At 66.7% G+C, this 23,847-nt stretch carries 14 protein-coding genes, 6 tRNA genes and 1 other RNA gene; 5 read left to right on the top strand and 16 right to left on the bottom strand.

Features of this window, described 5'->3' with window-relative positions:
- Positions 1-7 precede the first annotated feature (7 nt).
- Positions 8-10,909, bottom strand: coding sequence for an autotransporter-associated beta strand repeat-containing protein (locus AC5P8C_RS18060; RefSeq protein ID WP_019659513.1), 10,902 nt, complete (start codon positions 10,907-10,909; stop codon positions 8-10).
- Positions 10,910-11,267: 358 nt separating this feature from the next.
- Positions 11,268-11,585 (bottom strand): DMT family transporter, encoded by a 318-nt coding sequence (locus AC5P8C_RS18055; protein ID WP_005415486.1) that lies wholly within the window; start codon positions 11,583-11,585, stop codon positions 11,268-11,270.
- Positions 11,586-11,887: 302 nt separating this feature from the next.
- On the opposite strand from AC5P8C_RS18055, the gene ffs reads away from it, so the two are divergent.
- An RNA gene (ffs, locus tag AC5P8C_RS18050) (signal recognition particle sRNA small type) lies at positions 11,888-11,984 on the top strand.
- A gap of 77 nt (positions 11,985-12,061) precedes the next feature.
- Here the strand turns inward: ffs and AC5P8C_RS18045 are convergent.
- Genes AC5P8C_RS18045 through AC5P8C_RS18035 form a run of 3 tightly spaced genes read right to left on the bottom strand, consistent with a single transcriptional unit; the run spans position 12,062 to position 13,964 of the window.
- On the bottom strand, positions 12,062-12,451 hold the full coding sequence (locus AC5P8C_RS18045; protein WP_019659514.1) for a nuclear transport factor 2 family protein: 390 nt from the start codon (positions 12,449-12,451) through the stop codon (positions 12,062-12,064).
- Entirely contained in the window at positions 12,448-13,215 is a 768-nt protein-coding gene (locus AC5P8C_RS18040) for an MBL fold metallo-hydrolase (protein WP_019659515.1), read from the bottom strand. Before AC5P8C_RS18040 ends, AC5P8C_RS18045 begins: the two co-directional genes overlap by 4 nt.
- Complete coding sequence (locus tag AC5P8C_RS18035; protein WP_019659516.1) at positions 13,215-13,964, bottom strand: 3-deoxy-D-manno-octulosonic acid kinase; 750 nt, start codon at positions 13,962-13,964, stop codon at positions 13,215-13,217. Before AC5P8C_RS18035 ends, AC5P8C_RS18040 begins: the two co-directional genes overlap by 1 nt.
- Positions 13,965-13,984: 20 nt before the next feature.
- On the opposite strand from AC5P8C_RS18035, the gene AC5P8C_RS18030 reads away from it, so the two are divergent.
- On the top strand, positions 13,985-15,031 hold the full coding sequence (locus AC5P8C_RS18030; protein WP_019659517.1) for a glycosyltransferase family 9 protein: 1,047 nt from the start codon (positions 13,985-13,987) through the stop codon (positions 15,029-15,031).
- An 18-nt stretch (positions 15,032-15,049) separates the two neighbouring features.
- On the opposite strand, the gene AC5P8C_RS18025 is transcribed toward AC5P8C_RS18030, so the two are convergent.
- Positions 15,050-15,454: a DUF6165 family protein gene (locus tag AC5P8C_RS18025; RefSeq protein WP_019659518.1), complete on the bottom strand. Its 405-nt coding sequence runs from the start codon at positions 15,452-15,454 to the stop codon at positions 15,050-15,052.
- Positions 15,455-15,968: 514 nt separating this feature from the next.
- Positions 15,969-16,059, bottom strand: a tRNA-Ser gene (locus tag AC5P8C_RS18020).
- Between the two features lie 164 nt (positions 16,060-16,223).
- On the opposite strand from AC5P8C_RS18020, the gene AC5P8C_RS18015 reads away from it, so the two are divergent.
- Positions 16,224-16,928, top strand: coding sequence for a PP2C family protein-serine/threonine phosphatase (locus AC5P8C_RS18015; protein WP_495219189.1), 705 nt, complete (start codon positions 16,224-16,226; stop codon positions 16,926-16,928).
- Positions 16,929-17,038: 110 nt separating this feature from the next.
- Here the strand turns inward: AC5P8C_RS18015 and dnaQ are convergent, their stop codons facing one another.
- From dnaQ to AC5P8C_RS18000, 3 genes are read right to left on the bottom strand one after another with little or no spacing between them, the layout of a single operon-like run.
- Positions 17,039-17,770, bottom strand: a complete 732-nt coding sequence (gene dnaQ / locus AC5P8C_RS18010) for a DNA polymerase III subunit epsilon (protein ID WP_019659520.1) — start codon at positions 17,768-17,770, stop codon at positions 17,039-17,041.
- Positions 17,771-17,774: 4 nt separating this feature from the next.
- Positions 17,775-18,227 carry a ribonuclease HI gene (gene rnhA / locus AC5P8C_RS18005; RefSeq protein WP_019659521.1) on the bottom strand — a complete coding sequence of 151 codons (453 nt, stop codon included), beginning with the start codon at positions 18,225-18,227 and terminating at the stop codon, positions 17,775-17,777.
- 13 nt (positions 18,228-18,240) lie between these two features.
- On the bottom strand, positions 18,241-18,885 hold the full coding sequence (locus AC5P8C_RS18000) for a class I SAM-dependent methyltransferase (protein WP_019659522.1): 645 nt from the start codon (positions 18,883-18,885) through the stop codon (positions 18,241-18,243).
- 11 nt (positions 18,886-18,896) lie between these two features.
- Between AC5P8C_RS18000 and gloB the strand changes: the two genes are divergently transcribed.
- Both gloB and AC5P8C_RS17990 read left to right on the top strand, forming a co-directional pair.
- Positions 18,897-19,661 carry a hydroxyacylglutathione hydrolase gene (gene gloB, locus AC5P8C_RS17995; RefSeq protein WP_019659523.1) on the top strand — a complete coding sequence of 255 codons (765 nt, stop codon included), beginning with the start codon at positions 18,897-18,899 and terminating at the stop codon, positions 19,659-19,661.
- Positions 19,658-20,857, top strand: a complete 1,200-nt coding sequence (locus AC5P8C_RS17990; protein WP_019659524.1) for a lytic transglycosylase domain-containing protein — start codon at positions 19,658-19,660, stop codon at positions 20,855-20,857. Before gloB ends, AC5P8C_RS17990 begins: the two co-directional genes overlap by 4 nt.
- Before the next feature lie 197 nt (positions 20,858-21,054).
- Here AC5P8C_RS17990 and AC5P8C_RS17985 read toward each other — a convergent pair whose 3' ends face one another.
- From AC5P8C_RS17985 to AC5P8C_RS17960, 6 genes are all read right to left on the bottom strand, one after another.
- A complete protein-coding gene (locus tag AC5P8C_RS17985; protein ID WP_495219187.1) occupies positions 21,055-23,010 on the bottom strand; it encodes a peptidyl-prolyl cis-trans isomerase in 1,956 nt (651 codons plus the stop codon).
- A 147-nt stretch (positions 23,011-23,157) separates the two neighbouring features.
- A tRNA-Asp gene (locus AC5P8C_RS17980) sits at positions 23,158-23,234 on the bottom strand.
- 105 nt (positions 23,235-23,339) lie between these two features.
- A tRNA-Asp gene (locus tag AC5P8C_RS17975) sits at positions 23,340-23,416 on the bottom strand.
- A gap of 87 nt (positions 23,417-23,503) precedes the next feature.
- Positions 23,504-23,580, bottom strand: a tRNA-Asp gene (locus AC5P8C_RS17970).
- Between the two features lie 83 nt (positions 23,581-23,663).
- Positions 23,664-23,740: transfer RNA gene (locus tag AC5P8C_RS17965), tRNA-Asp, on the bottom strand.
- Between the two features lie 25 nt (positions 23,741-23,765).
- A tRNA-Val gene (locus tag AC5P8C_RS17960) sits at positions 23,766-23,840 on the bottom strand.
- Positions 23,841-23,847 lie beyond the last annotated feature (7 nt).

The raw sequence follows: 23,847 nt of genomic DNA, 5'->3' as shown, positions 1-23,847 counted from the left end.
ACTTCCCTCAGAAGCCCACGCGCAGGTTGATCTGCCCACCCACGTCGCGGCGGCCATCGCCATGCTGGCCCTGCACGAACATCGACAGCTGGCTGTTGCGGCCGAGGCCGACCGCCACGCCCAGCTGGCTGACCAGCGCATTGCGCGCCATCACCGCACTGTAGACATCGAAGGCATTGCCGCCCACCGCGAAGCGATTGCGGCTGGCCACATCGGTGTCACCCGAGGCGTGCTGCCAGCCGAGGCCGACCGTCAGCTGTGCCGGGAAGCGCTCGCCGCTGCCCACGTCCCAGCGCCCACGCACGCCCACGGTGCTGACATTGAGCGTGTCCTTGCCGCCTTCCAGCGCCAGCGCAGCAGTGCCGCCCTGCTCCACTGCGCGATCGCTGTCGACCCAGTGCTTGGTGAACTGCACGTACGGCTGCAGCTGGGTCCTGCCATGGGACCAGGTCCAGCTGCCCTCCACCTGCGCGATGGTCACATCCGAGTCCTGGCGGCTGTACAGGGTCTGGCCCAGCAGCGGCACCTCACGCGTGGTGCGCGTGCGGTAGTCGCCGCGCGATACGCTGCCACCGACCGCGAAACCGTTGTTCCACTGGCCCTGTGCATACAGGCCGAACGTGTGGCCACGCAGGCGGGCCCGCGAACTGCGATCGTACAGGCGCGTATCCAGCCGCTCGTTGCCTGCGGCCGCACCCAGCACCACGTGCTCGCCCAGCTGCCAGTCCACGCCCGCCATCAGCGCATTGCGGTTGGAGCGGATGTCATCGCCGTTGCCGTCACCGTCCTGGCGGAACACCTTGCCACTCCCGGCCAGCCAGGCCGAGGCTCGCTCACCACGCACGGTCGGCAGCTCACTGCCCAGGCGCTGGCGGATACCCTCCTCCAGGTAGTTGTCGTACAGCAGCACCGCGCGGCTGGCCGCATGCACTTCACCCGAAAGCTGGTCGAACGCCGCGCGCGCAGTGCCCGCGTCATACATCAGCAGGGTGTTGTACAGGCCCAGCGCCGGGCCGCTCTGCGGCAGGCTGTCCAGCGCTGCGGCAGTGTTGTACTGGTTGCGCGTCGTCGCTGCGGTGGTGAATGCTGCGGTCTGCGCCACGTCTATCTGCAGGTTGGCGGTGTTGGCGGTATAGACCGGCGTGATCGTCAGGAAGGCCGACGGCGAGGTTGCCGAAGCGAACTGCCCGCTCACGCCACCACCTGCATTGACCACCGTGTACTGCTGGCCCTGCTGGTAGCTGGTGCTCGGCGAAATGGTGTTCACCCGCACCGTGCTGCCACCCACGTTTGCACTACCGCCCACCTGCACCGTGTCGCTGCCGGTGGCACCCAGGTCGATGCCCAGCGTGCTGCCCGGCGACAGGGTCAGATTGCCGCCCACCGTAATGGTGCCGGCGCCATTGCCCGCACCGCCGCTGTTGCCTGGACCATTGCCCGGCGAGAGCACGCCGCCGCTGGACACCGTCACGCCACCGCCGGCCCCCCCGATGGTGCCGGTTCCGGACAGCGTGGTGCCGCTGCCGATCGTCCACTGGCCACCGATATTGCCGGTGACATTCAGGCCACCGCCGGTGACCTGGCCGGTGCCGCTGAAGCCGCCGCTGTTGCCGCCCAGGTTCAGGCCGCCCGGGCCTGCCTGCACGATGCTGCCACCACCGCTGATGGTGCCGCCCAGCGTGGTGGTGCCGCCGGTGTTGATGACCAGGCCACCATTGTTGGTGATATTGCCGGTGATCGAGCCGCTGGCGCCGCCATTGCCGACCTGCACGGTGCCGCCGGCATTGATGGTGGTGCCGCCGGTGTAGGTGTTGTTGCCGGTCAGGGTGACCGTTCCGGTGCCGGCCTGGGTCAGGCCACCGTTGCCGCTGATGGTGCCGCCCACCGTGGTGTTGCCGCCGACGTTGAACACCAGGCTGCCGTTGTTGGCAACGTTGCCGGTGATCGCACCGCTCGCGCCACCGTTGCCGACCTGCAGCGTGCCGCCGGTGTTGATGGTGGTGCCGCCGGTATAGGTGTTGTTACCGGTCAGGACCACGGTGCCGGTGCCGGCCTGGGTCAGGCCGCCGCTGCCGCTGATGGCACCGCCGACGGTGGTGTTGCCACCCACGTTGAACACCAGGCTGCCGTTGTTGACGACGCTGCCGCCGATGGCACCGGTCGCCCCGCCATTGCCGACCTGCAGGGTGCCACCGGCATTGATGGTGGTCTGGCCGGTATAGGTGTTGTTGCCGTTCAGGGTCAGCGTGCCGCTGCCGGCCTGGGTCAGGCCGCCACTGCCACTGATGGTGCCATTCAGCGTGGTATTGCCCGCCACATTGGAGAGCAGCGTGCCATTGTTGGTGACGTCGCCGACGATCGAGCCCGTCGCACCGCCGTTGCCCAGCTGCAGCGTACCGCCGGCGTTGATGGTGGTACCGCCGGTATAGGTGTTGGTACCGGTCAGCAGCAACGTCCCGCTGCCGGCCTGGGTCAGGCCGCCGCTGCCGCTGATGGTGCCGCCCAGCGCGGTGTTGCCGCCCACGTTGGAGATCAACGCGCCATCGTTGGTGATGTCGCCAGCGATGGAGCCGGTTGCCCCGCCGTTGCCGACCTGCAGCGTGCCACCGGCATTGATGGTGGTGCCGCCGGTGTAGGTGTTGTTGCCAACCAGGGTCAACACGCCAGCGCCGGCCTGGATCAGCGTGCCACTGCCACTGATCGCGCCATCGACTGTGGTGTTGCCACCGACGTTGAACACCAGGCTGCCGTTGTTGGCAACGTTGCCGGTGATCGCGCCGGTCGCACCGCCATTGCCCACCTGCAGCGTGCCACCGGCATTGATGGTGGTGCCGCCGGTATAGGTGTTGTTGCCGGTCAGGGTCAGCGTGCCGCTGCCGGCCTGGGTCAGGCCACCGGCGCCGCTGATGGTGCCGCCCAGCGTGGTGTTGCCGGCCACGTTGGATACCAGCGCACCGTTGTTGGTGATGTCACCCACGATCGCGCCGGTTGCACCGCCGTTGCCCACCTGCAATGTGCCACCGGCATTGATGGTGGTACCGCCTGTGTAGGTGTTGTTGCCGGTCAGCACCAGCGTACCGCTGCCGGCCTGGGTCAGGCTGCCACTGCCGCTGACCACACCGCCCACGGTTGCCGTGGTGCCGAGGTTGTAGACCAGGCTGCCGTCGTTGGTGATGTCGCCCAGCACCGAGCCGGTGCTGCCACCGTTGCCGATCTGCAGCGTGCTGCCACCGTTGATGGTGGTGCCACCGGTGTAGGTGTTGTCACCGCTCAGGGTCAGCGTGCCGGTACCACTCTGCACCAGGCCACCGGTGCCGCCGATCACGCCGGCGAACGTGGTGCTGGCGTTGTTGCCGCCGGTGGTCAGCGTTGCACCGCCCAGCGCCACCGTACTGCCGGTAACACCAGCCAGGCCACCGATGCTCTGGTTGCCACCGGCACTGATGTCCAGCGTACCGGTGCCGGCCAGGTTCACCGTGCTGGCGTCGGACAGGCTGCCGCCCGCGCCCACCGCCAGCGTGCCGCTGTTGATGGTGGTGGTGCCGGTGTAGCTGCTGGCGCCGGCCAGGGTCAGCGTGGCCGCACCGTCCTTGGTCAGGCCGCCTGCACCGGAGACCGCACCGGCCAGCGTCAGGTCGTTGTTGCCCAGCACATCAAGCGTGGCACCGGCGCCGAGTGCAACGTTGTTGGCCAGGGTCACCGCCGCGTTGGCATCCAGCGAACCGTTCCCGGCCACGTTCAACGCACCCGTACCGAGCGCGGCATTGTTGCCGACCACCAGCCCGCCGGCATTGAGGGTGACGCCGCCGCTGAAGGTGTTCGCACCGCCCAGCGTCTGCACGCCAGCGCCGTCCTTGATCAGCGCTCCCGTGCCGCCGATGGTGCCGTCGAACGTGGTGTTGCCGACGCCGCCGAGAGTCAGCGTGTTGCCACCCAGCGCCACACTCGAACCCGCCACGCCCGCCAGCGAGCCGATGCTCTGGTTGCCGCCTGCGGAGATATCGAACGCGGTACCCGCATTGGCGAGGGTGACCGCACCGGTCGCCGCCAAGCTGCCGCCGGCACCGATCGCCAGCGTGCCGGCACTGATGGTGGTGCCGCCGGTGAAGGTGTTGGTACCGGTCAGGGTTTCGGTGCCGGTGCCTTCCTTGATCAGGCCGCCGGTGCCGGCAATCGAACCACCGAACGTGCCGTTGCTGGCATCACCGATGGTCAGCGTGTTCGCGCCCAGATTCACCGTACCGTTGCCGATCAGCGTGCCGAACACCTGCGTACCCGCACCGGCCGACAGATCGAAGGTCGCGCCGGTGGCCAGGTTGACGGTGCCACTGGCAAGCAGGCTCGCGCCCGCGCCCAGCGCCAGCGTACCGGCGTTGATGTTGGTGCCACCGGAATAGGTGTTGGTGCCGTTCAAGGTCAGTGTGGCCAGGCCCTCCTTGGTGAGGAACCCGGTGCCGCTGAGATTGCCGTTGAGTGTCAGATCGTTGCTGCCCAGCACGGTCAGGCCGGCATTGAGAACGAAGTTGTTGCCCAGCGTGATCGCGCTGTTGGAATCGAGCGAGGCATTGCCACCCACGGTCACCGTACCCGTGCCAAGCGCGGAATTGTTGCCGACCACCAGGCCACCGGCGTTGAGCGTGACGCCACCGCTGAAGGCATTGGCACCATTCAGCGTCTGCACGCCGGCGCCGTTCTTGATCAGGCCGCCACTGCCGCTGATCACGCCGTTGTAGGTGCTGTCGGCGACGCCGCCGAGGGTCAGCGCGTTGCCGCCCAGCGCCACTGTGCTGCCGGCCACGCCGGCCAGCGAACCAATGCTCTGGCTGCCACCGCCGGAGATGTCCAGCGTGCCGGCACCGGCCAGATTCACCGCGCCGGTGGACGCCAGGCTGCCTCCGGCACCGATGGCCAGCGTGCCGTTGTTGATGGTGGTGCCGCCGGAATAGGTGTTGGCACCGGTCAGGGTCACCGTGGCTGCGCCGTCCTTCACCAGACCACCGGCACCGCTGATGATGCCGTCCAGGGTCAGCCCATTGCTGCCGAGCAGGGTGAGGTTGTTGCCGGCAGAGAGGTTGATGGCGTTGCCGAGGGTGACTGCCAGGCTGCTGTCCAGCGTCGCGTCGGCCCCCACGTCCAGCGCCCCCGTACCCAGCGCGCTGTTGTTGCCGACCACCAGGCCGCCACCGTTCAAGGCCAGACCACCACTGAACAGGTTGGCGCCGCCCAGGGTGAGGATACCCACGCCGTTCTTGACCAGCGCACCGGTGCCGGAAATCGAACCGTCGAAGGTGCTGCTGTCGGCGCCGCCGAGGATCAGCGAGTTGGCGCCGAGGCTGACCAGGGAGCCGGTCACGCCAGACAGTGAACCAATCGTCTGGTTGGCACCGGAACCCGAAATGTCGAAGCCCGCGCCGGCGGCGGCGACGTTCACCGCTCCGGACGAGGACAGACTGCCGCCGAGACCGATCGCCAGCGTGCCGCCGTTGATGGTGGTGCCGCCGGTGTAGGTATTGGTGCCGGTCAGTGTCTCGATACCGCTACCGACCTTGGTCAGGCTACCGGTGCCGGCGATCGAACCGCTGAAGGTGCCGTTGGCGGCGCTGCCCACTTCGATGTTGTTGGCGCCCAGGTTGACCGTGCCGTTGCCAACCAGCGTGCCGAACACCTGCGTGCCGTTGCCGGCCGACAGGTCCAGCGTGGCGCCGGTGGCGAGATTGACGGTGCCGCTTGCGGCCAGGCTGGCCCCGGCGCCGAGTGCCAGCGTGCCGGCGTTGACGTTGGTACCGCCGGTGTAGGTGTTGGCGCCGTTCAAGGTCAGCATCGCAGTGCCGTTCTTGGTCAGGCTGCCGGCACCGGAGAGCACACCGTTGAGGGTAAGCGCGCTGGTGCCCAGCACCGTCAGCCCGGCGTTGAGCACCACGTTGTTGGCCAGCGTCGCCAGCGCGGTGGTATCCAGCGTGGTCGCCCCACCGACGGTGAGCACGCCGGTACCCAGCGCGGCATCATTGCCGAGCACCAGGCCGCCGGCATCGAGCGAGACGCCGCCGCCGAAGGTATTGGCACCGGACAGGGTCTGCACCCCGGCGCCGACCTTCACCAGCCCGCCACCACCACTGATCACGCCATCGAAGGCCCCGTTGGTCGCGGTGCCGAATGTCAGCGAATTGCCCCCCAGCGCCAGTGTGGTTCCGAGCACGCCGTTGAGCGCACCGATGGTCTGGTTGCCGGTCGCGCCGGAGATATCGAAGCCCGCGCCGGCATTACCGAGCGTGAGGTCGCCAGCGGCAGCCAGACTGCCCCCCACGCCCAGCGCCAGCGTGCCGGCGTTGATGGTGGTGCCACCGCTGTAAGTGTTGGCGCCGTCCAGTGTCAGCGTGGCGGTGCCGTTCTTGATCAGGCTGCCATTGCCGGACACGATGCCGCCCAGGGTCAGCGCATTGCTGCCCGCTACGGTCAGCGCCACGCCCGAGCCAAGGTTCACCGCGTTGCCCAGCGTCACCGCGGTGCCGGCATCCAGCGAAGCACTGTTGTTCACCGCCAGCGTGCCGGAACCCAGCGCCCCGTTGGCGCCCACCACCAGGCTGCCGCCGTTCAAGGTCAGGCCGCCATCGAACGTGTTGGTGTTGTTGAGCGTCAGCAGACCCGTACCGTTCTTGACCAGGCTGCCGTTGCCAGCCACCACGCCGCCGAGGGTGACATCATTGGTGCCGCCCAGCGTCAGTTGCGTACCGGCACCAAAGTTCACCGCGTTGGCCAGGTTCAGCGCCACGGTACTGTCCAGCGTGGTGGTGCCACCGATGCCCAGCGGACCCGTGCCGAGCGCACTGGCGTCGCCGAGAATCAGGCCGCCCGCGTTGAGCGCAAGGCCACCGCTGAACGTGTTGGCGCCGGACAGCGTCTGCACGCCCGTACCGGTCTTGATCAGGCCACCGGTACCGTCGATCACGCCGGCAAAACTGCCATCGGCGGCACCGCCGAAGGTGAGTGACTGCGCGCCAAGCAGCAGCTGGCTGCCTGCCACGCCGTTCAGCGCGCCGATGGTCTGCGCTGCACCCGCTGCGGAGATGTCCAGTGCCGCACCGGCGCCCGCAAGATCCACTGCACCGGTTGCGGCAAGACTGCCGCCCGCTCCCAGCGCCAGCGTGCCTGCGTTGATGGTCGTGCCACCGTTGTAGGTATTGGCGCCAGACAACGTCAGCCGCGCCGTACCGTCCTTGATCAGCCCGCCAACACCGAATACCGGGCCGGCGAGCGTCAGGTCATTGCTGCCCAGCACCGTGAGGTTGGCGCCGGCGGCGAGGCCTATGTTGTTGGTCACGGTGAGCGCCGATGCTGCATCCAGCGAAGCGTTGCCGACCACGTCCAGCTGGCCGGTACCCAATGCCTGCGCATTGCCCAGCTGCAGCAGGCCCGCGTTGAGGCCAACACCCCCGCTGAAGGTGTTGGCTCCGTTCAACGCCAGTGTCGCCGCACCGTTCTTGACCAGGCCGCCAGTGCCGCTGATGACACCGCCCAGCGACACGTCCTGGCTGCCCAGCAGATCCAGCACCGCGCCTGCACCGAGGTTGACGTCGTTGGCGAGATTCAGGGCCACCGAACTGTCCAGCGTGGTATCGGTCCCCACCGACAATGCACCGGTGCCCAGCGCGCCGGCATTGCCCAGCAGCAGGCCGCCGCCGTTGACGGTCAGCCCCCCACCGAAGCTGTTGGCGCCATTGAGGGTCAAGGTGGTGGCACCGTTCTTCACCAGCCTGCCCGCACCGGACACCACCCCACCCAGCGTGATCGCCTGCGAACCCGGCAGCGACAACGCGGCGCCTGCACCCAGTGCCACGTTGTTGCTCAGGTTCAGCGGCGCACTGCCGTCGAGCGAGACGTTGCCACCGATGCCCAGTGTCCCCGTACCGAGCGCGCCGCTGTTGCCCAGCAGCAGGCTGCCCGCGTTTGCGTTCAGTCCACCGCTGAAGGTGTTGGTTCCGTTCAAGGTCAGTGTCGAGGCGCCGTTCTTGACCAGGCTGCCGGTGCCCGTGATGTTGCCGACCAGGGCCAGGTTCTGGCTACCCGGCAGGGTCAGGGCCGCGCCGAGGTTGATCGCACTGCCCAGGTTCAACGCTGCCGTGGCATCCAGCGACCCGTTGCCACTGACCGTCAGCGCGCCGCTTCCCAGCGCACCGGCGTTGCCCAGCACCAGCCCACCGGCCGCAAGATTCACCCCACCGCTGAAGGTATTGGCACCGGTCAGCGTCTGCACGCCGGTACCCTGCTTGATCAGCCCACCGGTGCCGCCGATCACGCCGGCGAAGGTCTGGTTGGTGGCATCACCGAAGGTGAGCGTGCTGCTGCCCAGCGTCACCGTGCTGCCGGCAATACCGGACAGCGCGCCGATGGTCTGGTTGCCGCCGAGCGAGATGTCCAGGTCCGCGCCAACGCCGGTCAGGCTGACCGCACCGCCGGCGGCCAGGCTTCCGCCGCTGCCCACCGCAACCTTGCCGGCATTGATCGCCAGGCCGCCGATGAAGGTATTTGCGCCACCCAGCGTAAGCGTGGCCGCACCGTTCTTGACCAGGCTGCCGGTGCCACCGATGGCGCCGCCCAGCGTCAATGCATTGCTGCCCAGTACATTCAGCAGGCCACCTGCGCCGAGGTTGATGCCGTTGCCCACGCTCAGCGCCGCGCTGGCATCGAGCGTTGTCGGACCGCCGACATTCAGCGCGCCGGTTCCGAGCGCGCCGGCATTGCCCAGGACCAAGCCACCGGCATTGAGCGCCAGCCCACCACCAAAGGTATTTGCACCGTTGAGCGTCAGCGTGGTCGCACCACTCTTGACCAGGCTGCCGGTGCCACCGATCACGCCGTTGAACGTCAACGCCTGGTTGCCGAGCAGATTGAGGCTGGCACCCGAACCGAGGTTGACCGCGTTGCCCAGTGCAAGCGCCCCCGTGGTTCCATCGAGCGTCACGTCGCCGCCGACACTGAGCGCACCGCTGCCCAGCGCAGCAGCATTGCCCAGCAGCAGGCCGCCGCCGTTGAGTGCCACGCCGCCACTGAGGTTGTTCACGCCCGACAAGGTCTGCACGCCGGTGCCCAGCTTGACCAGGCCACCCGTGCCTGCGGCGAACGTGCCGCTGTAGCTGGTATCGCCCAGCCCCGCGAGGGTGAGCGTGTGGCTGCCTAGGTTGACCGAACCGCCGAGGCCCGCCAGCGAACCAATGGTCTGGTTGGCGGCCGCCGAAAGATCCAGGCTGGTGCCGACGCCCAGCGTGATCGCGCCGGTGGGCGACAGGCTACCGCCCGCGCCCAAGGCCAACGCGCCCCCGGCCAGGTTGAAGCTGCCGCTCAGCGAATTGGCACCGTTCAGGGTCAGCGTGCCCGCACCGTTCTTGGTCACGTTGCCGGCACCGGAAATCGAGCCACTCAATGTCAGCGCATTGCTGCCCAGCAGGTTCAGCGAGCCCCCGCCATTGACCACCAGGTTGTTGCCCAGGTTGAAGCCCGCCGTCGTGTCCAGCGAGGCGCTGCCACCGACGGTCAGATTGCCGCTGCCGAGTGCACCGGCATTGCCCAGCAGCAGGCCGCCGGCATTGAGGTTGACGCCACCGGAGAACAGGTTTGCGCCGCCGAGAGTAACGATGCCGGTGTTGTTGACCGTCAGTCCGCCAGCACCTGAAAGCACGCCATTCAAGCCGAACGCATTGGTCCCGGCCAGGGATAGATTGCCGCCGAGGCTGAAAGCGTTGGCCAGATTCAGACCGGCCGTGGAGGATGCGATGGCACCGCCGTTGGCGGTGAACAGCCCTGTGCCGAAGGAACCGGCATTGTTGAAATTGACCAAGCCATCATTGAGCGTGGTCGCACCTGCACCCGCCCACGCACCCTGCAGGTTCCAGGTGCCGCTGTTGACGGTGAGCTTCTGGAAATTGCGGTACTGGTTCCAGCCCAGCGTGGTCACCGCTCCGCCGGTGCCGGCCCCCGGACCGCTGACGACGTTCTGCAACACCAGCGTGTTGTTGGCCGCACCACTGCCGGTGCCGGCGTCGACCGATCCCGCAGCCGCAACCTTCACCCCGGTGACACCGGTAATCACGCCTGCAAGAGCGCTGCCGCCGCCGCTCACAACGCTGGAACCCGACACTGCGGTGAAGGTGTTGCCGCCGGTTGAATCACCCAGGTGAACGCTGCCACTGACCGCCCCCGCATTGAGGAACGTATTACCGCCAGAAGCGCCCAGACCGACACGCCCGTCGATGGTGCCGGTGTTGGTCACATTGGCTGCCGCACCACCGTACGTCACCACGGTAGTCGCGTCGGAAACGCTGCCTGCGCCGATCAACGACGTGCTGATCAGGCCGGCGTTGTTGATGGTGGTGGTGCCGTTGACATTCTGTGCCACCAGCGCCTGTCCACCGAAGCCCAGCAGCGTTGCGATGTTGACGACACCCTTGATCTGTCCGCTGGCATTGTTGTTGACGACGATCGCGCTGTTGTTGGCAGAAGCATTGCCGATGACCAGGCCGGGCGAGGCGAGGATGATCGAGCTCGGATCGATCGTGCCATTGTTGTTGACCGTCACGTTGTCGCCGGTCAGCGTTGCTGCGTTGCCGCCACCTACGATCGGCGGCGTACGCAGCAATGCACCCGCGTCGATGTTCAGCGTGAGGCCGTTGGTCGCGTTGGAGTAGTTGTTGATGTTGGTGGTGCTGTCGCAGTTTACGGTTGTGGTGCCCGTGCACGCTGCGAATGCCGGTCCGCTGGCCAGTGTGGCGGCCAAAGCCGCCGCCAGCTGGTGCGCCCGCAATCGCGGCACCCGCCCTGCGCTGACCGCGCTTCCGCCGGGATTGCGGGCGATCTCCGAAGCAACCTGCATTACCCCAAGGGCACGATTGAAAACCAGACGGTAAATGCGGTTCATCGGTAAATCTCCATGAAAAGACCGGATGGCACAGCTGGCAGGTTTTTTGGAGACAATGCGGCCCACCCCGGCTCCCGATGCGGGAACAAGGTTCGAGGGCATTAACTCCTGAGAATCTTCACATCTTCACGCGGTCGCACCCGGTGACAGGTACGACAGCGTGTCCCTCAAGGCGAAAACTCCCCGGTTTCGCCCGACGAATGGCGGCACTGTGCGACCGTCGGTGCCAGCGGCATGTGAATCACGCTCGTTATTTTCATGACGTACGTCAAATAAAACGGGCGGACAAAATGGTCTTGCCGAAAATGCATATACCTTCCGAAAGCGGAGATTCCTTTCCCCGCCTTAAGTAAATCATTCAGCTGCTCGAGAGTTTCATCAGCACCAGGCCGGAAACGATCAGCACCGCTGCACCGATCCGCATCGGGCTGACCTGCTCGCCCAGGAACACGATGCCGACCACGAATGCACCGACCGCGCCGATGCCGGTCCAGATTGTGTAGGCAGTGCCCAGCGGCAGGCTGCGCATGGCTACTGCAAGCAGCCAGAAGCTGGCGATCATGCCGATGATCGTGACCACGGTGGGGGTGAGCCTGGTGAAGCCTTCGGACTGCTTCATGGACACGGCCCAGACGATTTCCAGCAGGCCGGCGAACAACAGATAGATCCAGGCCATGACAGCCCTCCTCTTGGTAGGGCCAGGCCGTCCTGGTCAGTGGTTCCCGATGTGGGGGAGGCCGTTCCTCCTGGCCGGCATTCTAGCAACGCCGGTCGCGCCGGGCCCTTGCCAGCAGACGCGGGTTACAGCCGATTCAGTGCACGAAGCTGGCGTCGATGTACCTGCCTGCGCTATAGTTGCCGTCTGCCATCGGTCAGCCGATGTGCAGTCCGGCTGTGGTCTCCGGCGCGTCGCGCGCTGCTTCCCCTGATCGGTGAACACCGGCCGCCCCTCGGGCGGCCAACGTCTCTATGGTGGCCCCGTCGGCCCCTCGCGACGCTAGGTCGAAAATCCCGCCAGGGCCGGAAGGCAGCAACGGTATCGATCGACGCGGGCGCCGAGGTCAGCCGGCGGGGCCATCGCCTTTTCGGGCGCCCCACGGCCCTGGTAGCCGCCAATCTTGATTGGCGCCCCTCGCCGGGGATGGCCCACCGCTACCGGGCCTGCGGCGTTCCCTGATGGAACACCACGCGCCACCCCTGCGCATGCCGACGCCACAGCGAACTGCGCAGCACCCAGCGTTGCGCCTGGCCATCGACGTGATGGCGGCTGCGGTAGCGCACCTGGGCCAGGTCCCGGGCCAGCAACCACACGGCGTACTGTTCCGATTCAATCAGCACCTGCGCGCGTTCCAACGGGATCTCCAGCAACGCGGCATCACGACCGTAGCATTGTCCGGAACTGCCGATCTCGCTGAAATCCTCGTCCAGCAGGGCCGAAAGGGCCTGGCGGTCACCCCGCACCTGCGGCGCATGCAGCGCGCGTTCCAGCGCCTCCAGTTCGGCGGCCAACGCTGCGTCCGCAGGCTGGCCCACGTCGATCACGCCGGATCCTGCGCCAGTACGTGCGGCGCGGTCGGGCTGGCCAGGGGCACGCACTGCCCCGGCTGCGCAACACGGTGCCCCCGCGTTGCCAGCGCCTGGCCATCGGCCACGCTGGCATAGTGGTAGAGCATCATCCGCGCCCGCAGCTCGGCGCTGTACTCACGCTCCAGATCGTCCACGCCGGTGTGCGACGGATTGCCGTGCAGGCCGCAGTCGTGGGCGATCAGCTCGTTGTCATTGGCGAAGCGGGCCAGCATCTCCGGAATCGGCCGGGTATCGCCGCTCCAGGTCAGCGCGCCCTGCAGGCGCAGGCCATAGGCCGTCTCCGGCCAGTGGTGACGCACTGGGAACACCTCCAGGCGCACTCCCTCGTGCCAGAACGCATCGCCCACCACGATCAGCTGGAAGGCATCCCAGAAGTTCGCGCCGCCCTCGGCCAGCACGTTCGGATAGTCACCGATGCGCTGGTGCAGCAGCGGCACCACCGTGGCCGGCACATACAGGCGCACCTTGCCGCGCCGCTGCGCATTGAAGAAGGTGTCCACGAACAGCCGTTCGAAGCCGGCCACGTGGTCAAGGTGCACATGGGTCACGAACAACGCCTGCGGCATGTGGCCGTAGTGCGCCTTGAACGCGGTCAGCCCTTCACCACCACAATCAATGGTCAGCCACGGACGCCCATCCCGCTCGATCACCGACATCGGCGACCCCAGCTCGACCGCCGACGCATTGCCGACGCCGAGGAAACGCAACGACCAATCCATCAGGTGCCCCGGTTCCAGGCCATGTCATAGGCACGGCGCAGCCGCGCGTAGTCCTTCTGCACATCTTCCACGCTGCGCTCGCCGCGCAACTTGATCAGCGAGCGCAGCAGGCGCTTGAGATTGCGTTCGCGCCAGGCAGTGGCCGGGATGCGGATCACGCCACGGTCGAAGTCGATCAGCCAGCCATGGCCGTTGCCATCGAACAGGATGTTGTGCGCATTGAGGTCGGCATGGTCCAGGCCGGCACGATGGAAGCGGGCGATCAGCCGCCCCGTCTCCTCCCAGGGCGCGCCCCGGCCGGCGACCAGGGCGCGGTCGGCCAGCGAGCGCACGCCCTCGATCCGCTCCATCAGGATCGCGGCCCGGTAGCGCAGGCCCTCGCGCATGTAGAACGCGGCGATCGGCCGTGGCACCGGCAGCTTCTTCTCGCGCAGCGCGCGCATCAGCCGGAATTCGGCGAAGCTGCGGGTCCGCTCCGAACCGCGCCACAGGTACTGGTCGTGGCTGAGCTTCGCGGCCAGGCCGCCCCGCAGGTAGTGCCGCAGCACGCTGGCACCGAACGGCGCATCGACGAACCAGGCGCTGCCGCGGCCGCCCTCGCCCACCGGCCGGGCCCTGCTGCCCCAGTGCTGGGGCGAGAACAGGCCGATGTCGGCTTGCCGCAGCCGCTCGCGGTCGAACAGAATGGCCCCGATGCCGCGACCCTCGCGGCATGGCGTCAGCGCTTCATTGGCGTCGAATGCGACCATTTCATTGAGTCTAACAACACATGGCATCAGCGTCCTCCTCCTTGTGCCTCCTGCGCCTGTCCGCACTCGGCGACGTCACCCACGTGGTGCCCCTGGTGCGCACCCTGCAGGCTGCGCGCCCGGACACGCCGATCCACTGGATCATCGACAAGGTTGGCCACAAGCTGCTTGACGGCCTGCCCGGTGTCACCTTCCATGCCTACGACAAGAAGAGCGGCATGGCTGGGGTCAAGGAACTGCGCAGGCAACTGCCACCGGGGCGCTTCGAGGCGCTTCTGCAGATGCAGGTCGCATTCCGCGCCAACCTGCTGTCAGCCTTCATTCCGGCCGAGCGCCGCATCGGCTACGACCGCAGCCGCTCCAAGGACCTGCACGGGCTCTTCATCAACGAGCGCATTCCTGACCGCCCCGGCATCCATGTACTGGATGCCATCGGCAGCTTCTGCGAACCGCTGGGCCTGCGCCAGACCGAAGTCAGCTGGGATCTGGCCGTGCCGCCCTCCGCCTTCGAGTGGGCCGCCGCTCAGTGGCAGGAAGATGGCCGCCCGGTGCTGATGATCTCGCCCTGCTCCAGCCACGTGCGGCGCAACTGGTATGCGGACCGCTATGCAGCGGTGGCCAACCACGCCGCACAGCGCGGTTGGCGGGTGGTGCTGTGCGGTGGCCGCAGCGAACTGGAGCGCCACATGGCCGATGCGATCCAGGCGCAGCTGCAGACGCCGGCACTGGACCTGGTCGGCAAGGACACGTTGAAGCAGCTGCCTGCCCTGCTGGCCCGCGCCAATCTGGTGATGACCCCGGACTCGGGCCCGATGCACATCGCCAACGCGATGGGCGCCAAAGTGCTGGGCCTGCATGCAGCCAGCAATCCGGACCGCAGTGGCCCGTACTCGGACCGCCGCTACTGCGTGGACCGCTACGATGATGCCGCGCGCAAGTACCTGGCCAAGCAGGCGGCGGACCTGAAGTGGGGCACCAAGATCGAATTCGACGATGTGATGGAACTGATCACCGTGGAAGACGGTATCGCTGCGTTCGAACGCTACGTCGCCGACCACCTGGGGTGATCGGCAGCCTGCCCGGGTTTACGTGCGCTGCGCGTAATCCTGGTAGGACTTCTCTTCCACGTACGCCGAGCCCAGCGCCAGGTTGATCGCCTTCTTGATGCGCGCGCGCTCGTCGTTGCGCAGGTAGACACTGCGCGCCAGGTCGATGAAGCCCTGGTCGAACGCCTGCACCTTCTCCTTCAGGCGGATGTCGTCCTCGATGTCCCACAGCTGCTCGTTGACCGCCTTCAGCTCGGCACGCAGCTTGGCGATGTCCTTCACCGCGGCCGGGTGTGCCATCCAGGTCTGCTCCAGCGCCGACAGCTCCTTGCGCACATTGGCCAGCTTGCCCTCGTCGCTGATGCGCTCGGACTTGATCTGCAGGATCGAGATCTTGTCCAGCAGCTCGCCGAAGGAAACGGGGACGAGGATTTCAGCGGTCATCGGGAAAAGCTCCAGCAGGTGATGCGTACATGTTAACCCGCAGCGTCCGCACGGATATCCCGGGTAGATCCACGCCATGCGTGGATGAGCCTGCCAGCAGGAACAGCTTCCAGGCACCGCGCGGATCTCCCGTGATCCATCTGGAGGAACAAGCCCCTCTGTTGAGGGGCTGCCCCGACAGGGGCGGGGAGAGGCCGGCAAAGGGAGGGGCCCACGCGTTGCGCAGCAACGTGTGGGGCGACGCGCAGAGCGCGTCGCGTCCCGCGCCAGATCAGTACAGGGTCACTACGGCGGGATGCCCGCCGCGCATCCACGCACCGCGCGGATCTCCCGTGATCCATCTGGAGGAACAAGCCCCTCTGTTGAGGGGCTGCCCCGACAGGGGCGGGGAGAGGCCGGCAAAGGGAGGGGCCCATACGTTGCGCAGCAACGTGTGGGGCGACGCGCAGAGCGCGTCGCGTCCCGCGCCAGATAAAGAAAAAGGGCTGCCTTTCGGCAGCCCTTTTTCTTTATCTGGCGGAGAGGGGGGGATTCGAACCCCCGAGGCGCTATAAACGCCTGCCTGATTTCGAGTCAGGTACATTCAACCACTCTGCCACCTCTCCGGATGGTCCCCGGCGGACCGGGGACGCGCATCATACGAGGAAGTGAGGCCGACGACAAGTCATTCCGGCCCATGAAGTGGAAATTTCCTGGGCGCATGCCTTGCCGGATGCGTGCGGCCACCCGATGATGCCTGTCTCCCCAGCAACACCCTGCCCCAGCCCCCATGATCGAATTCGGACACCTCACCCACCCCGGCATGCGCCGCGAGCTCAACGAGGACACCTACTACGGTGACAGCGAGCTGGCCCTGTGGCTGGTGGCCGATGGCATGGGCGGGCACGCCTGCGGTGAAGTGGCCAGCGCGCTGGCACGCGAAACCATCGTGCGCGAGATACGCCGTGGCGCGCCATTGGCCCAGGCCATCCGCACCGCCGACGAAGAGATCATCCGCACCTCACGCCGTCGCAATGACAGCCTGCCGATGGGCACCACCGTGGTCGCCGCGCGCGTGCAGGGCAACCGCTATGAAGTGGCCTGGGTCGGCGACAGCCGCGCCTACCTGTGGCGCGATGGACAGCTGGCACAGCTCAGCCAGGACCACAGCGTGGTGCAGGAACTGGTCGCGCAGGGAAACCTGACCGCCGAGCAGGCGCGTGCGCATCCGCATCGCAACGTGGTTACCCAGGCGCTGGGCGTGACCGATCCGGCACACCTGAACGTGGCCACCACCAGCGGTGAACTGCGCCCGGGAATGAAGCTGCTGCTGTGCAGTGACGGCCTGACCGAGGAGGTGGACGACCGCAGTATCGCCCGCACCCTCGCCTACGAAGATGCCAGCGCGCAGGAATGCGTGGACACGCTGGTCGCAGCCGCACTCGACGGCGGTGGCCGCGACAACATCAGCGTGATCCTGGTGCGCTGCCATTGACCGGTAGATCCACGCCACGCGTGGATGCGGTAATGCCGGCCGCTGGCCGGCTCACCGGGAAACCCCGTATCACGTAGATGCCGGCCAGCGGCCGGCACTACCTCGATGTATTACGCGCTGACGGGTTCTTCCACCTTCGGGCCATCCCACAGCGCGTGGCCGGCCTTCTTGCGCAACCGCTCCAGCCGCGCGGCATGCGCTTCCAGCTCCGACGGCGTGGCCACTACGCGCGGGCGCGGCAGCAGCTTGCTGGTATCGAAGGCCTGCAGCGCCGCACCGGCGCCACCGCCATCGTCATCCCCCAGGCCGAATCCGATCTCTTCCTGCCCCGAGGTCAGCGCGATGTAGACGTCACCCAGGATCTGCGCATCGAGCAGGCCGCCATGCAGCGCACGGTGCGAATTGTCCACGCCCAGCCGCTTGCACAGCGCATCCAGCGAATTGCGCTGGCCCGGGAAGCGCTCGCGCGCCATCACCAGGGTATCGATCACCGTGCAGCGATCGGTGATCTTCCCGTACTGCGGGCCCAGCAACGACAGTTCGTTGTCGAGGAAGCCCAGGTCGAACGCCGCGTTGTGGATGATCAGCTCGGCGCCATCGATGAAGGCAAGGAATTCATCGGCGATCTGCGCGAAGTCCGGCTTGTCAGCCAGAAACTCCAGGGTCAGGCCGGTGACTTCCTGCGCGCCCTGTTCGAACTCGCAGTCCGGCTTGATGTACTGGTGGTAGTTGTTGCCGGTCGGGCGGCGCTTGAACAGCTCCACGCAGCCGATTTCGACGATGCGGTTGCCCTTCTTCCACTCCAGGCCGGTGGTTTCGGTATCGAGGATGATCTGACGCATGGGCTCAGTTTACCGGGCTGGCGTCGCGGATCTGGATGGCCGCGTTGCGGGCCAGGGTATCCACCCGCTCATTGTCCGGATCGCCGGAGTGGCCCTTCACCCAGCGCCAGTCGATCTGGTGCCGCAGCGTGGCCGCATGCAGGCGCTCCCACAGCTCGCGGTTCTTCACCGGCTCACCGCCGGCGGTCTTCCAGTTCTTGCGGATCCAGCCCGGCATCCACTGGGTCAGCCCCTGCCGCACGTACTGCGAATCGGTGTAGAGCACGATGTTGCACGGCTCGGTCAGCGTCTCCAACCCGGAAATGGCGGCCATCAGCTCCATCCGGTTGTTGGTGGTGTGCGCTTCGCCGCCGCTCAGTTCACGCTCATGGCCCTTGTAGCGCAGCAGTGCAGCCCAGCCGCCGGGGCCGGGATTGCCAAGGCAGGAACCGTCGGTGTGGATTTCGATGGTTTTCAATACAACTCCAGAATCAGGTGGCTACGGTGCCGTGCCAGCGCACCGGCAGCGGTGTCGGCCCGGGCAGGGCCAGCGTGCGCTTTTCAGCATGGAACAGGCAGGCCGCGCGCAGTGGCGCCCACCCGCCCGGGCGACGGCTGCCGGCACCGCGCCAGAGGGGGCCGATGTAACGCATATCGTCGCACTCCAGCCCGTGGCGGCCGAGCAGCAGGCGAATCCGCTGCGGCGTGCGCACCACCAGTCCGTGCTGGCGCCAATGTGTACGGTAGGGGCTGAACGGGTTGAGGCTGCTCAGCCACAGGTGGCCGCCCGGCATCAGCACGCGCTCGCACTCATCCAGCAGCTGGTCGGCATCGCCGGTGGTCACATGCTGCAGCACGATCGCGTTGACACTCTCGTTGGCCAGCGGCAGCGGCAGTGCGCAGCGGGTATCGCCGGCATAGCCCTGCCCTTGCCGGAACAGGCGCAGGCCACGCCCGCCGAGCTGCGCATCATCAAGCCAGCACGCGCTTGGCGCGATCCACAACCAGGGTTGTGCCGGCAGCACTGACAGCTGCGGCAGCAGTAATTGCCGCTCCAGCACGCGCAGGGATTCCGCCGGTTCACTGTCGAACCACGGGGTCTGGCTCGCTTGACGGGTGCTCTGCAGCGCGGGCATGGTCCAATTCTATGCGACTGACTGCCCTGCCCGCATTTGCGGACAACTACATCTGGACGTTGATCGACGACGATGGCGCCGCCGTGGTCATCGATCCCGGCGATGCCGCGCCGGTGCTTGCGGTGGCCGATCAGGGCCTGCGCGTGGACACGATCCTGCTCACCCATCATCACGATGACCACATCGGTGGCGTGCCCGCGCTGCAGGCGCGTTTTCCCGGCGTCCGGGTGATCGCGCCGGTCGAGGAGCGCATTCCCATTGCGACCCACCGCGTCGGTGAAGGTGAACGCGTTCAGGCACTGGGCCGGACGTTCCACGTACTATCCGTGCCCGGGCATACCCGCAGCCACATCGCGTTTCACACTGCTGAACATCTTTTCAGCGGAGATTCGTTGTTCAGCCTGGGCTGTGGACGCCTGTTCGAAGGTACGCCGTCCCAGCTGCTGGCGTCGATGCGCAAGCTGGGTGCCCTGCCCGCGCAACTGCTGCTTTGTTGCGCTCATGAGTACACCGTGTCAAATGCCGTCTTCGCGCGGCATGTCGACCCCGCCAACGCTGCCCTGTGGCAGCGCCAAGAGGAGGCTTTGGCCATGCGCCGCGATGACCGTTCCACCCTGCCGGTAACCCTGGCCAGCGAATTCGACTGCAATCCCTTCCTGCGTGTGCACGCGGCGACGATCCGTGCGTCGGTGGCGGCGCATCTGGGCCGTGACGTCGTGGACGACGTCGACGTGATGGCCGGTCTCCGGCACTGGAAAGACGGCTTCCGCGCATGATGCGCCGAAGTCTGCCGCTGGCCCTGGGCCTTGCGCTGGGGCTGGCAGGAACCGCGGGCGCACAGTCGCTGGGCGCAGGCATCAGCCAGAACCTGACCGCTGCCGCTGCGCTGCCGCTGGATCCATCGGCGCTGCCGGCCGCTTCGGTACGCAACGGCCAGGAGATCTTCACAAGCTTCCGCGACGGCCTGGCCGAGCCCAGCTGCGATGCCGAGGCCACCAGCCCGCGCTGGCAGAAGCAGTTCGCCCATGCTCCCTCACGCCTGGCCAACCAGGATGACGATGCGCTGGTGCTGTTCGGCTACGTGGTCGAAGAACTGCGCAAGGCCAACCTGCCCACCGAATTCGCACTGATTCCGTTCGTGGAAAGTGGCTATCGGCCCAATGCCCGCAATGGCAGCGGTCCGACGGGCCTGTGGCAGTTCATCGCCACCACCGCGCGCAACCATCGGGTGCCCATGTCCAACGGCTACGACGGCCGCCTGTCGGCGGTCGATTCCACCCAGGCCGCGGTACGTTACCTGAAGACCCTGCACGGCATGTTCGGCGGCGACTGGCGCCTGGCCACCATGGCCTACAACGCCGGCGAGTACCGGGTCCTGCAGTCCATGCGCAAGGCCGGCATGAACGCGCAGAACGCCAAGCCATCGGCGCTGCCCGGCCTGTCACCGGTCACCCATGCCTATGTCGAGAAGCTGCATGCCCTGGCCTGCGTGCTGGAGGACGTGGAAGACCAGCCCGGCGTGATGGCCTCGCTGGACCGCACCGTGCCGGTGCTGAAGGACCACACCCTGCCGGCCGGCACCAGCATCCAGCAGTGGGCCGCACAACGCGCCCTGGACCCTGCCAGGATCGCCCGCCTCAACCCGGCCCTGGCCGCGGGCAACCGTGCCTCGGGAACCACCCGGGTGCTGGCCCCGGTCTCGGCCGCCAATGCGACGGTGACGGAAACCGCGACCACGCTGGTGGCCAGCACCGCACCGGCTGCCACGACCACACCGACGCCGCAGGCGGCCAAGACCGTCGCCGCGATTGCCGATCGCCCGCGCAGCCGCCGCCACACCGTGCGCGATGGCGAGTCGGCCTGGACCATCGCCCGTCGCTATGGCATGCCGGTGAAGGCGCTGCTGTCACTGAACGGCCTGAGTGGCAGCAGCGTGCTGAAGCCGGGCGCGGTACTGCGCGTCGAGGATTGAAGCAGGCGCGGTTCCGGCCGCGCCCTGCCCTGCTTCCTGTAGAGCCGAGCCCATGCTCGGCTTTTTCATGTTCGCGCCCTGCCGGGGTTCATGACAGGCCGAGCATGGGCTCGGCTCTACAGTTCAATTTCCAGCATCGCTCCCAATAAAAAAGGCCCGGCAATGCCGGGCCTTCTTCGATCTGCTCGCCGCGAGGCTTACAGGTTCGCTTCGGTGGTCTGGATCATGAACTTCTTGCGCATCGCATCCACGTAGGCCTTGGCTGCGGCCATGCCATCGATCTGGCTCAGCTGCTCCTTGAGCTGCTTCTGCTGCTCGGCGGTCACTTCCTTGATGTCGCCCGGGTTGACCTTGTTCACTGCAAACAGCAGCGCGTGACCGTTGACGTCGACCTTGCCGTAGCTCGGCTTGCCTTCGGCCGGCACAGGCGCGCTGAAGATGGCGCGGTTGATTTCCGGGGTCGGCACCGGCTGGCTGCGCGGCAGGCCCGGCATCGGGCTCAGCTGCAGCTTCTCGCTTGCGGCCAGCGACTGCAGGGTGGCGCCCGCCTTCAGCTTGGCCAGCACGGCGTCGGCGGCCTTGTCGCTGGCCTGGCGCTGGCGGTCAGTGCGGATCGCGGCGATCACCTGCTCGCGGGCCTTGTCCAGCGGCAGGGCCTGTTCCGGGGTATGGGCGACCACACGGATGACCACACTGTGGTTGGTCGCGCCGCCGAGCGCAATCGGGTCGCTGGCAGTGCCGTCCTGCACCAGCACTTCAGAGAAGGCGGCACGCAGCACGGCCGGGTCAGCGGCGATGCCACTGGCGGTTGCGCGGGTGATCGGCCCCAGGGTCTGCAGCGGCAGGTTGACTTCCTTGGCCGCAGCGGCCAGATCGCTCGGGCTCTTGTTGATGGCATCCACCAGACGACCGGCCAGCTCGTTGAAGCCGCGTTCGCCGTCGGCCTTCAGCTGCTCGGCGGCCAGCGTGTCACGTACTTCCTCGAACGACTTGCCTTCGCCGCCACGCACCGCGGCGACCTTGATGATGTGGTAGCCGAAGTCGGTCTTGACCGGGCCGATCACGTCACCGGCCTTGGCAGCGAACAGTGCGTCTTCGAACGGCTTGACCATCGCACCGCGCTCGACCCAGCCCAGGTCACCGCCCTGGTCCTTGGAGCCCGGATCTTCCGAATTGGCCTTGGCCAGCGCAGCGAAGTCGGCACCGGCCGCCTTGGCTTCGGCAGCGATCTTGTTCGCCTTGGCTTCGGCGCCGTCACCGGTAATCAGGATGTGCGAGGCCTGGCGCTGCTCCGGCGAGGTGAACTTCGCCTTTTCTTCTTCATAGCGCTTGCGCAGGGTCGCTTCATCGGCCGGAGTCGGTGCCGGCAGGTTCGCACCGTTGATCTCGACGTATTCCAGCGAGACGCTCTCGGCCTGGCGGAAATCCTTGCCGTGGCTGTCGTACCACTGCTTGATCTGCGCGTCAGTCACCGGCGCGGTGTCAGCCGGTACTTCCGGCAACGCGGCCAGTTCGACGTCGCGGGTTTCACCCAGCAGCTTCAGCAGGCGCTCGGTTTCGGCCTGGGTGACAAAGCCCGAATTCTGCAGGCCCGACGGGATCACCGACTGCTGCAGGCTCTCGCGCACCAGTTCCTGGAACTGGGTCGGGGTACGCGGCGGATTGCCACCGGCCAGGGCCAGGCGATAGTTGTTTTCGTTGAACTTGCCGTTCGAATCGAGGAAGGCCGGGATGGTGGCGATGTACTCGCGCACCGCACCATCGCCAATGACAACGCCGGCTTGTTCACCGACCAGGCGCACGACCTGCTCATCGATCAGCTGGTCGAGCACGGCCAGCTTGTTTTCGGTGCTCTCGAAAGCGCGCGGGTCGAAGTTCTCGCCCTGCTGCTGGCGCTCACGCATGCGCTCCTGCTCGAAACGGGTGCGGAAATCCTGCGCGCTGATCTCATGGTGCTGCCACAGCATGCGCACCGGCCACCACGACGGTGCCGAACGCCACCAGGTCGGCGGGGCGGAAACCTTGGCCACGTTCTGAGCGCCAACGCCACCGAGGTAGCTGTTGTCGATCACGAACAGGAACGGAATCATCAGCAGCCCCAGGATCACGGTGACGATCCAGCCTGAGGTCTTGTCGCGGAGTTTCTGCAGCATGGTGAGGAATCACAAGGCCTGATTGGCGAGCCCGGCAGTGTAACCCGCTTCGCCGCAGGGACCAAAAGCAGCGGCGGCGCGGCCTGCGCATCACTTTGCGACGGGCTAAAGAAAAAGCCCCCGGCTTGCGCCGAGGGCTTTTAGAGTTGGCGGAGCGGACGGGACTCGAACCCGCGACCTCCGGCGTGACAGGCCAGCATTCTAACCAGCTGAACTACCGCTCCGCGCTGAAACTTTGCAGGCGCCCAGTATATCCGAAGACTCCCTGGAAACCCAGCCCGATGAACACTTTTTTCAAAGTTTTTTCACAGGGATTTAAGACTCTGCAATGGCGGAGCGGACGGGACTCGAACCCGCGACCTCCGGCGTGACAGGCCAGCATTCTAACCAGCTGAACTACCGCTCCGTTCTTGCAAGAACCTATTCGCCTTCTTCCCGAACCTTCCGGGGAGAAGACAAGGCCCCCAGCTTTAGGCCGGGGGCCTTGATGTAGTGGCGGAGCGGACGGGACTCGAACCCGCGACCTCCGGCGTGACAGGCCAGCATTCTAACCAGCTGAACTACCGCTCCGCATTGTTGCTTTTTTGTTTTCCCATCGGCCTGGACCTGGGAGAAAACAAAGCCTCCAGCTTTTGGCCGGAGGCCTCGTTGAATGGCGGAGCGGACGGGACTCGAACCCGCGACCTCCGGCGTGACAGGCCAGCATTCTAACCAGCTGAACTACCGCTCCACACTCAAACGTTACCGCGGTGCTGTGGTGGGTGCTGAGGGTTTCGAACCCCCGACCCTCTCCGTGTAAAGGAGACGCTCTACCGCTGAGCTAAGCACCCCAGCGAG

This window comes from Stenotrophomonas sp. YJH_SMC_46 (genome assembly GCF_059370315.1).
Note: the sequence above shows the minus strand (reverse complement) of the source record. Positions and strands in the feature narration are given on the sequence as shown.

What these genes read in the sequence shown, in the direction of transcription:
- AC5P8C_RS18060 (WP_019659513.1), bottom strand. Translation starts at nt 10,909, where the DNA reads ATGAACCGCATTTACCGTCTGGTTTTCAATCGTGCCCTTGGGGTAATG.
- AC5P8C_RS18055 (WP_005415486.1), bottom strand. Translation starts at nt 11,585, where the DNA reads ATGGCCTGGATCTATCTGTTGTTCGCCGGCCTGCTGGAAATCGTCTGG.
- AC5P8C_RS18040 (WP_019659515.1), bottom strand. Translation starts at nt 13,215, where the DNA reads ATGGATTGGTCGTTGCGTTTCCTCGGCGTCGGCAATGCGTCGGCGGTC.
- AC5P8C_RS18035 (WP_019659516.1), bottom strand. Translation starts at nt 13,964, where the DNA reads ATGGTCGCATTCGACGCCAATGAAGCGCTGACGCCATGCCGCGAGGGT.
- AC5P8C_RS18030 (WP_019659517.1), top strand. Translation starts at nt 13,985, where the DNA reads ATGGCATCAGCGTCCTCCTCCTTGTGCCTCCTGCGCCTGTCCGCACTC.
- AC5P8C_RS18025 (WP_019659518.1), bottom strand. Translation starts at nt 15,454, where the DNA reads ATGACCGCTGAAATCCTCGTCCCCGTTTCCTTCGGCGAGCTGCTGGAC.
- AC5P8C_RS18015 (WP_495219189.1), top strand. Translation starts at nt 16,224, where the DNA reads ATGATCGAATTCGGACACCTCACCCACCCCGGCATGCGCCGCGAGCTC.
- dnaQ (WP_019659520.1), bottom strand. Translation starts at nt 17,770, where the DNA reads ATGCGTCAGATCATCCTCGATACCGAAACCACCGGCCTGGAGTGGAAG.
- AC5P8C_RS18000 (WP_019659522.1), bottom strand. Translation starts at nt 18,885, where the DNA reads ATGCCCGCGCTGCAGAGCACCCGTCAAGCGAGCCAGACCCCGTGGTTC.
- gloB (WP_019659523.1), top strand. Translation starts at nt 18,897, where the DNA reads ATGCGACTGACTGCCCTGCCCGCATTTGCGGACAACTACATCTGGACG.
- AC5P8C_RS17990 (WP_019659524.1), top strand. Translation starts at nt 19,658, where the DNA reads ATGATGCGCCGAAGTCTGCCGCTGGCCCTGGGCCTTGCGCTGGGGCTG.
- AC5P8C_RS17985 (WP_495219187.1), bottom strand. Translation starts at nt 23,010, where the DNA reads ATGCTGCAGAAACTCCGCGACAAGACCTCAGGCTGGATCGTCACCGTG.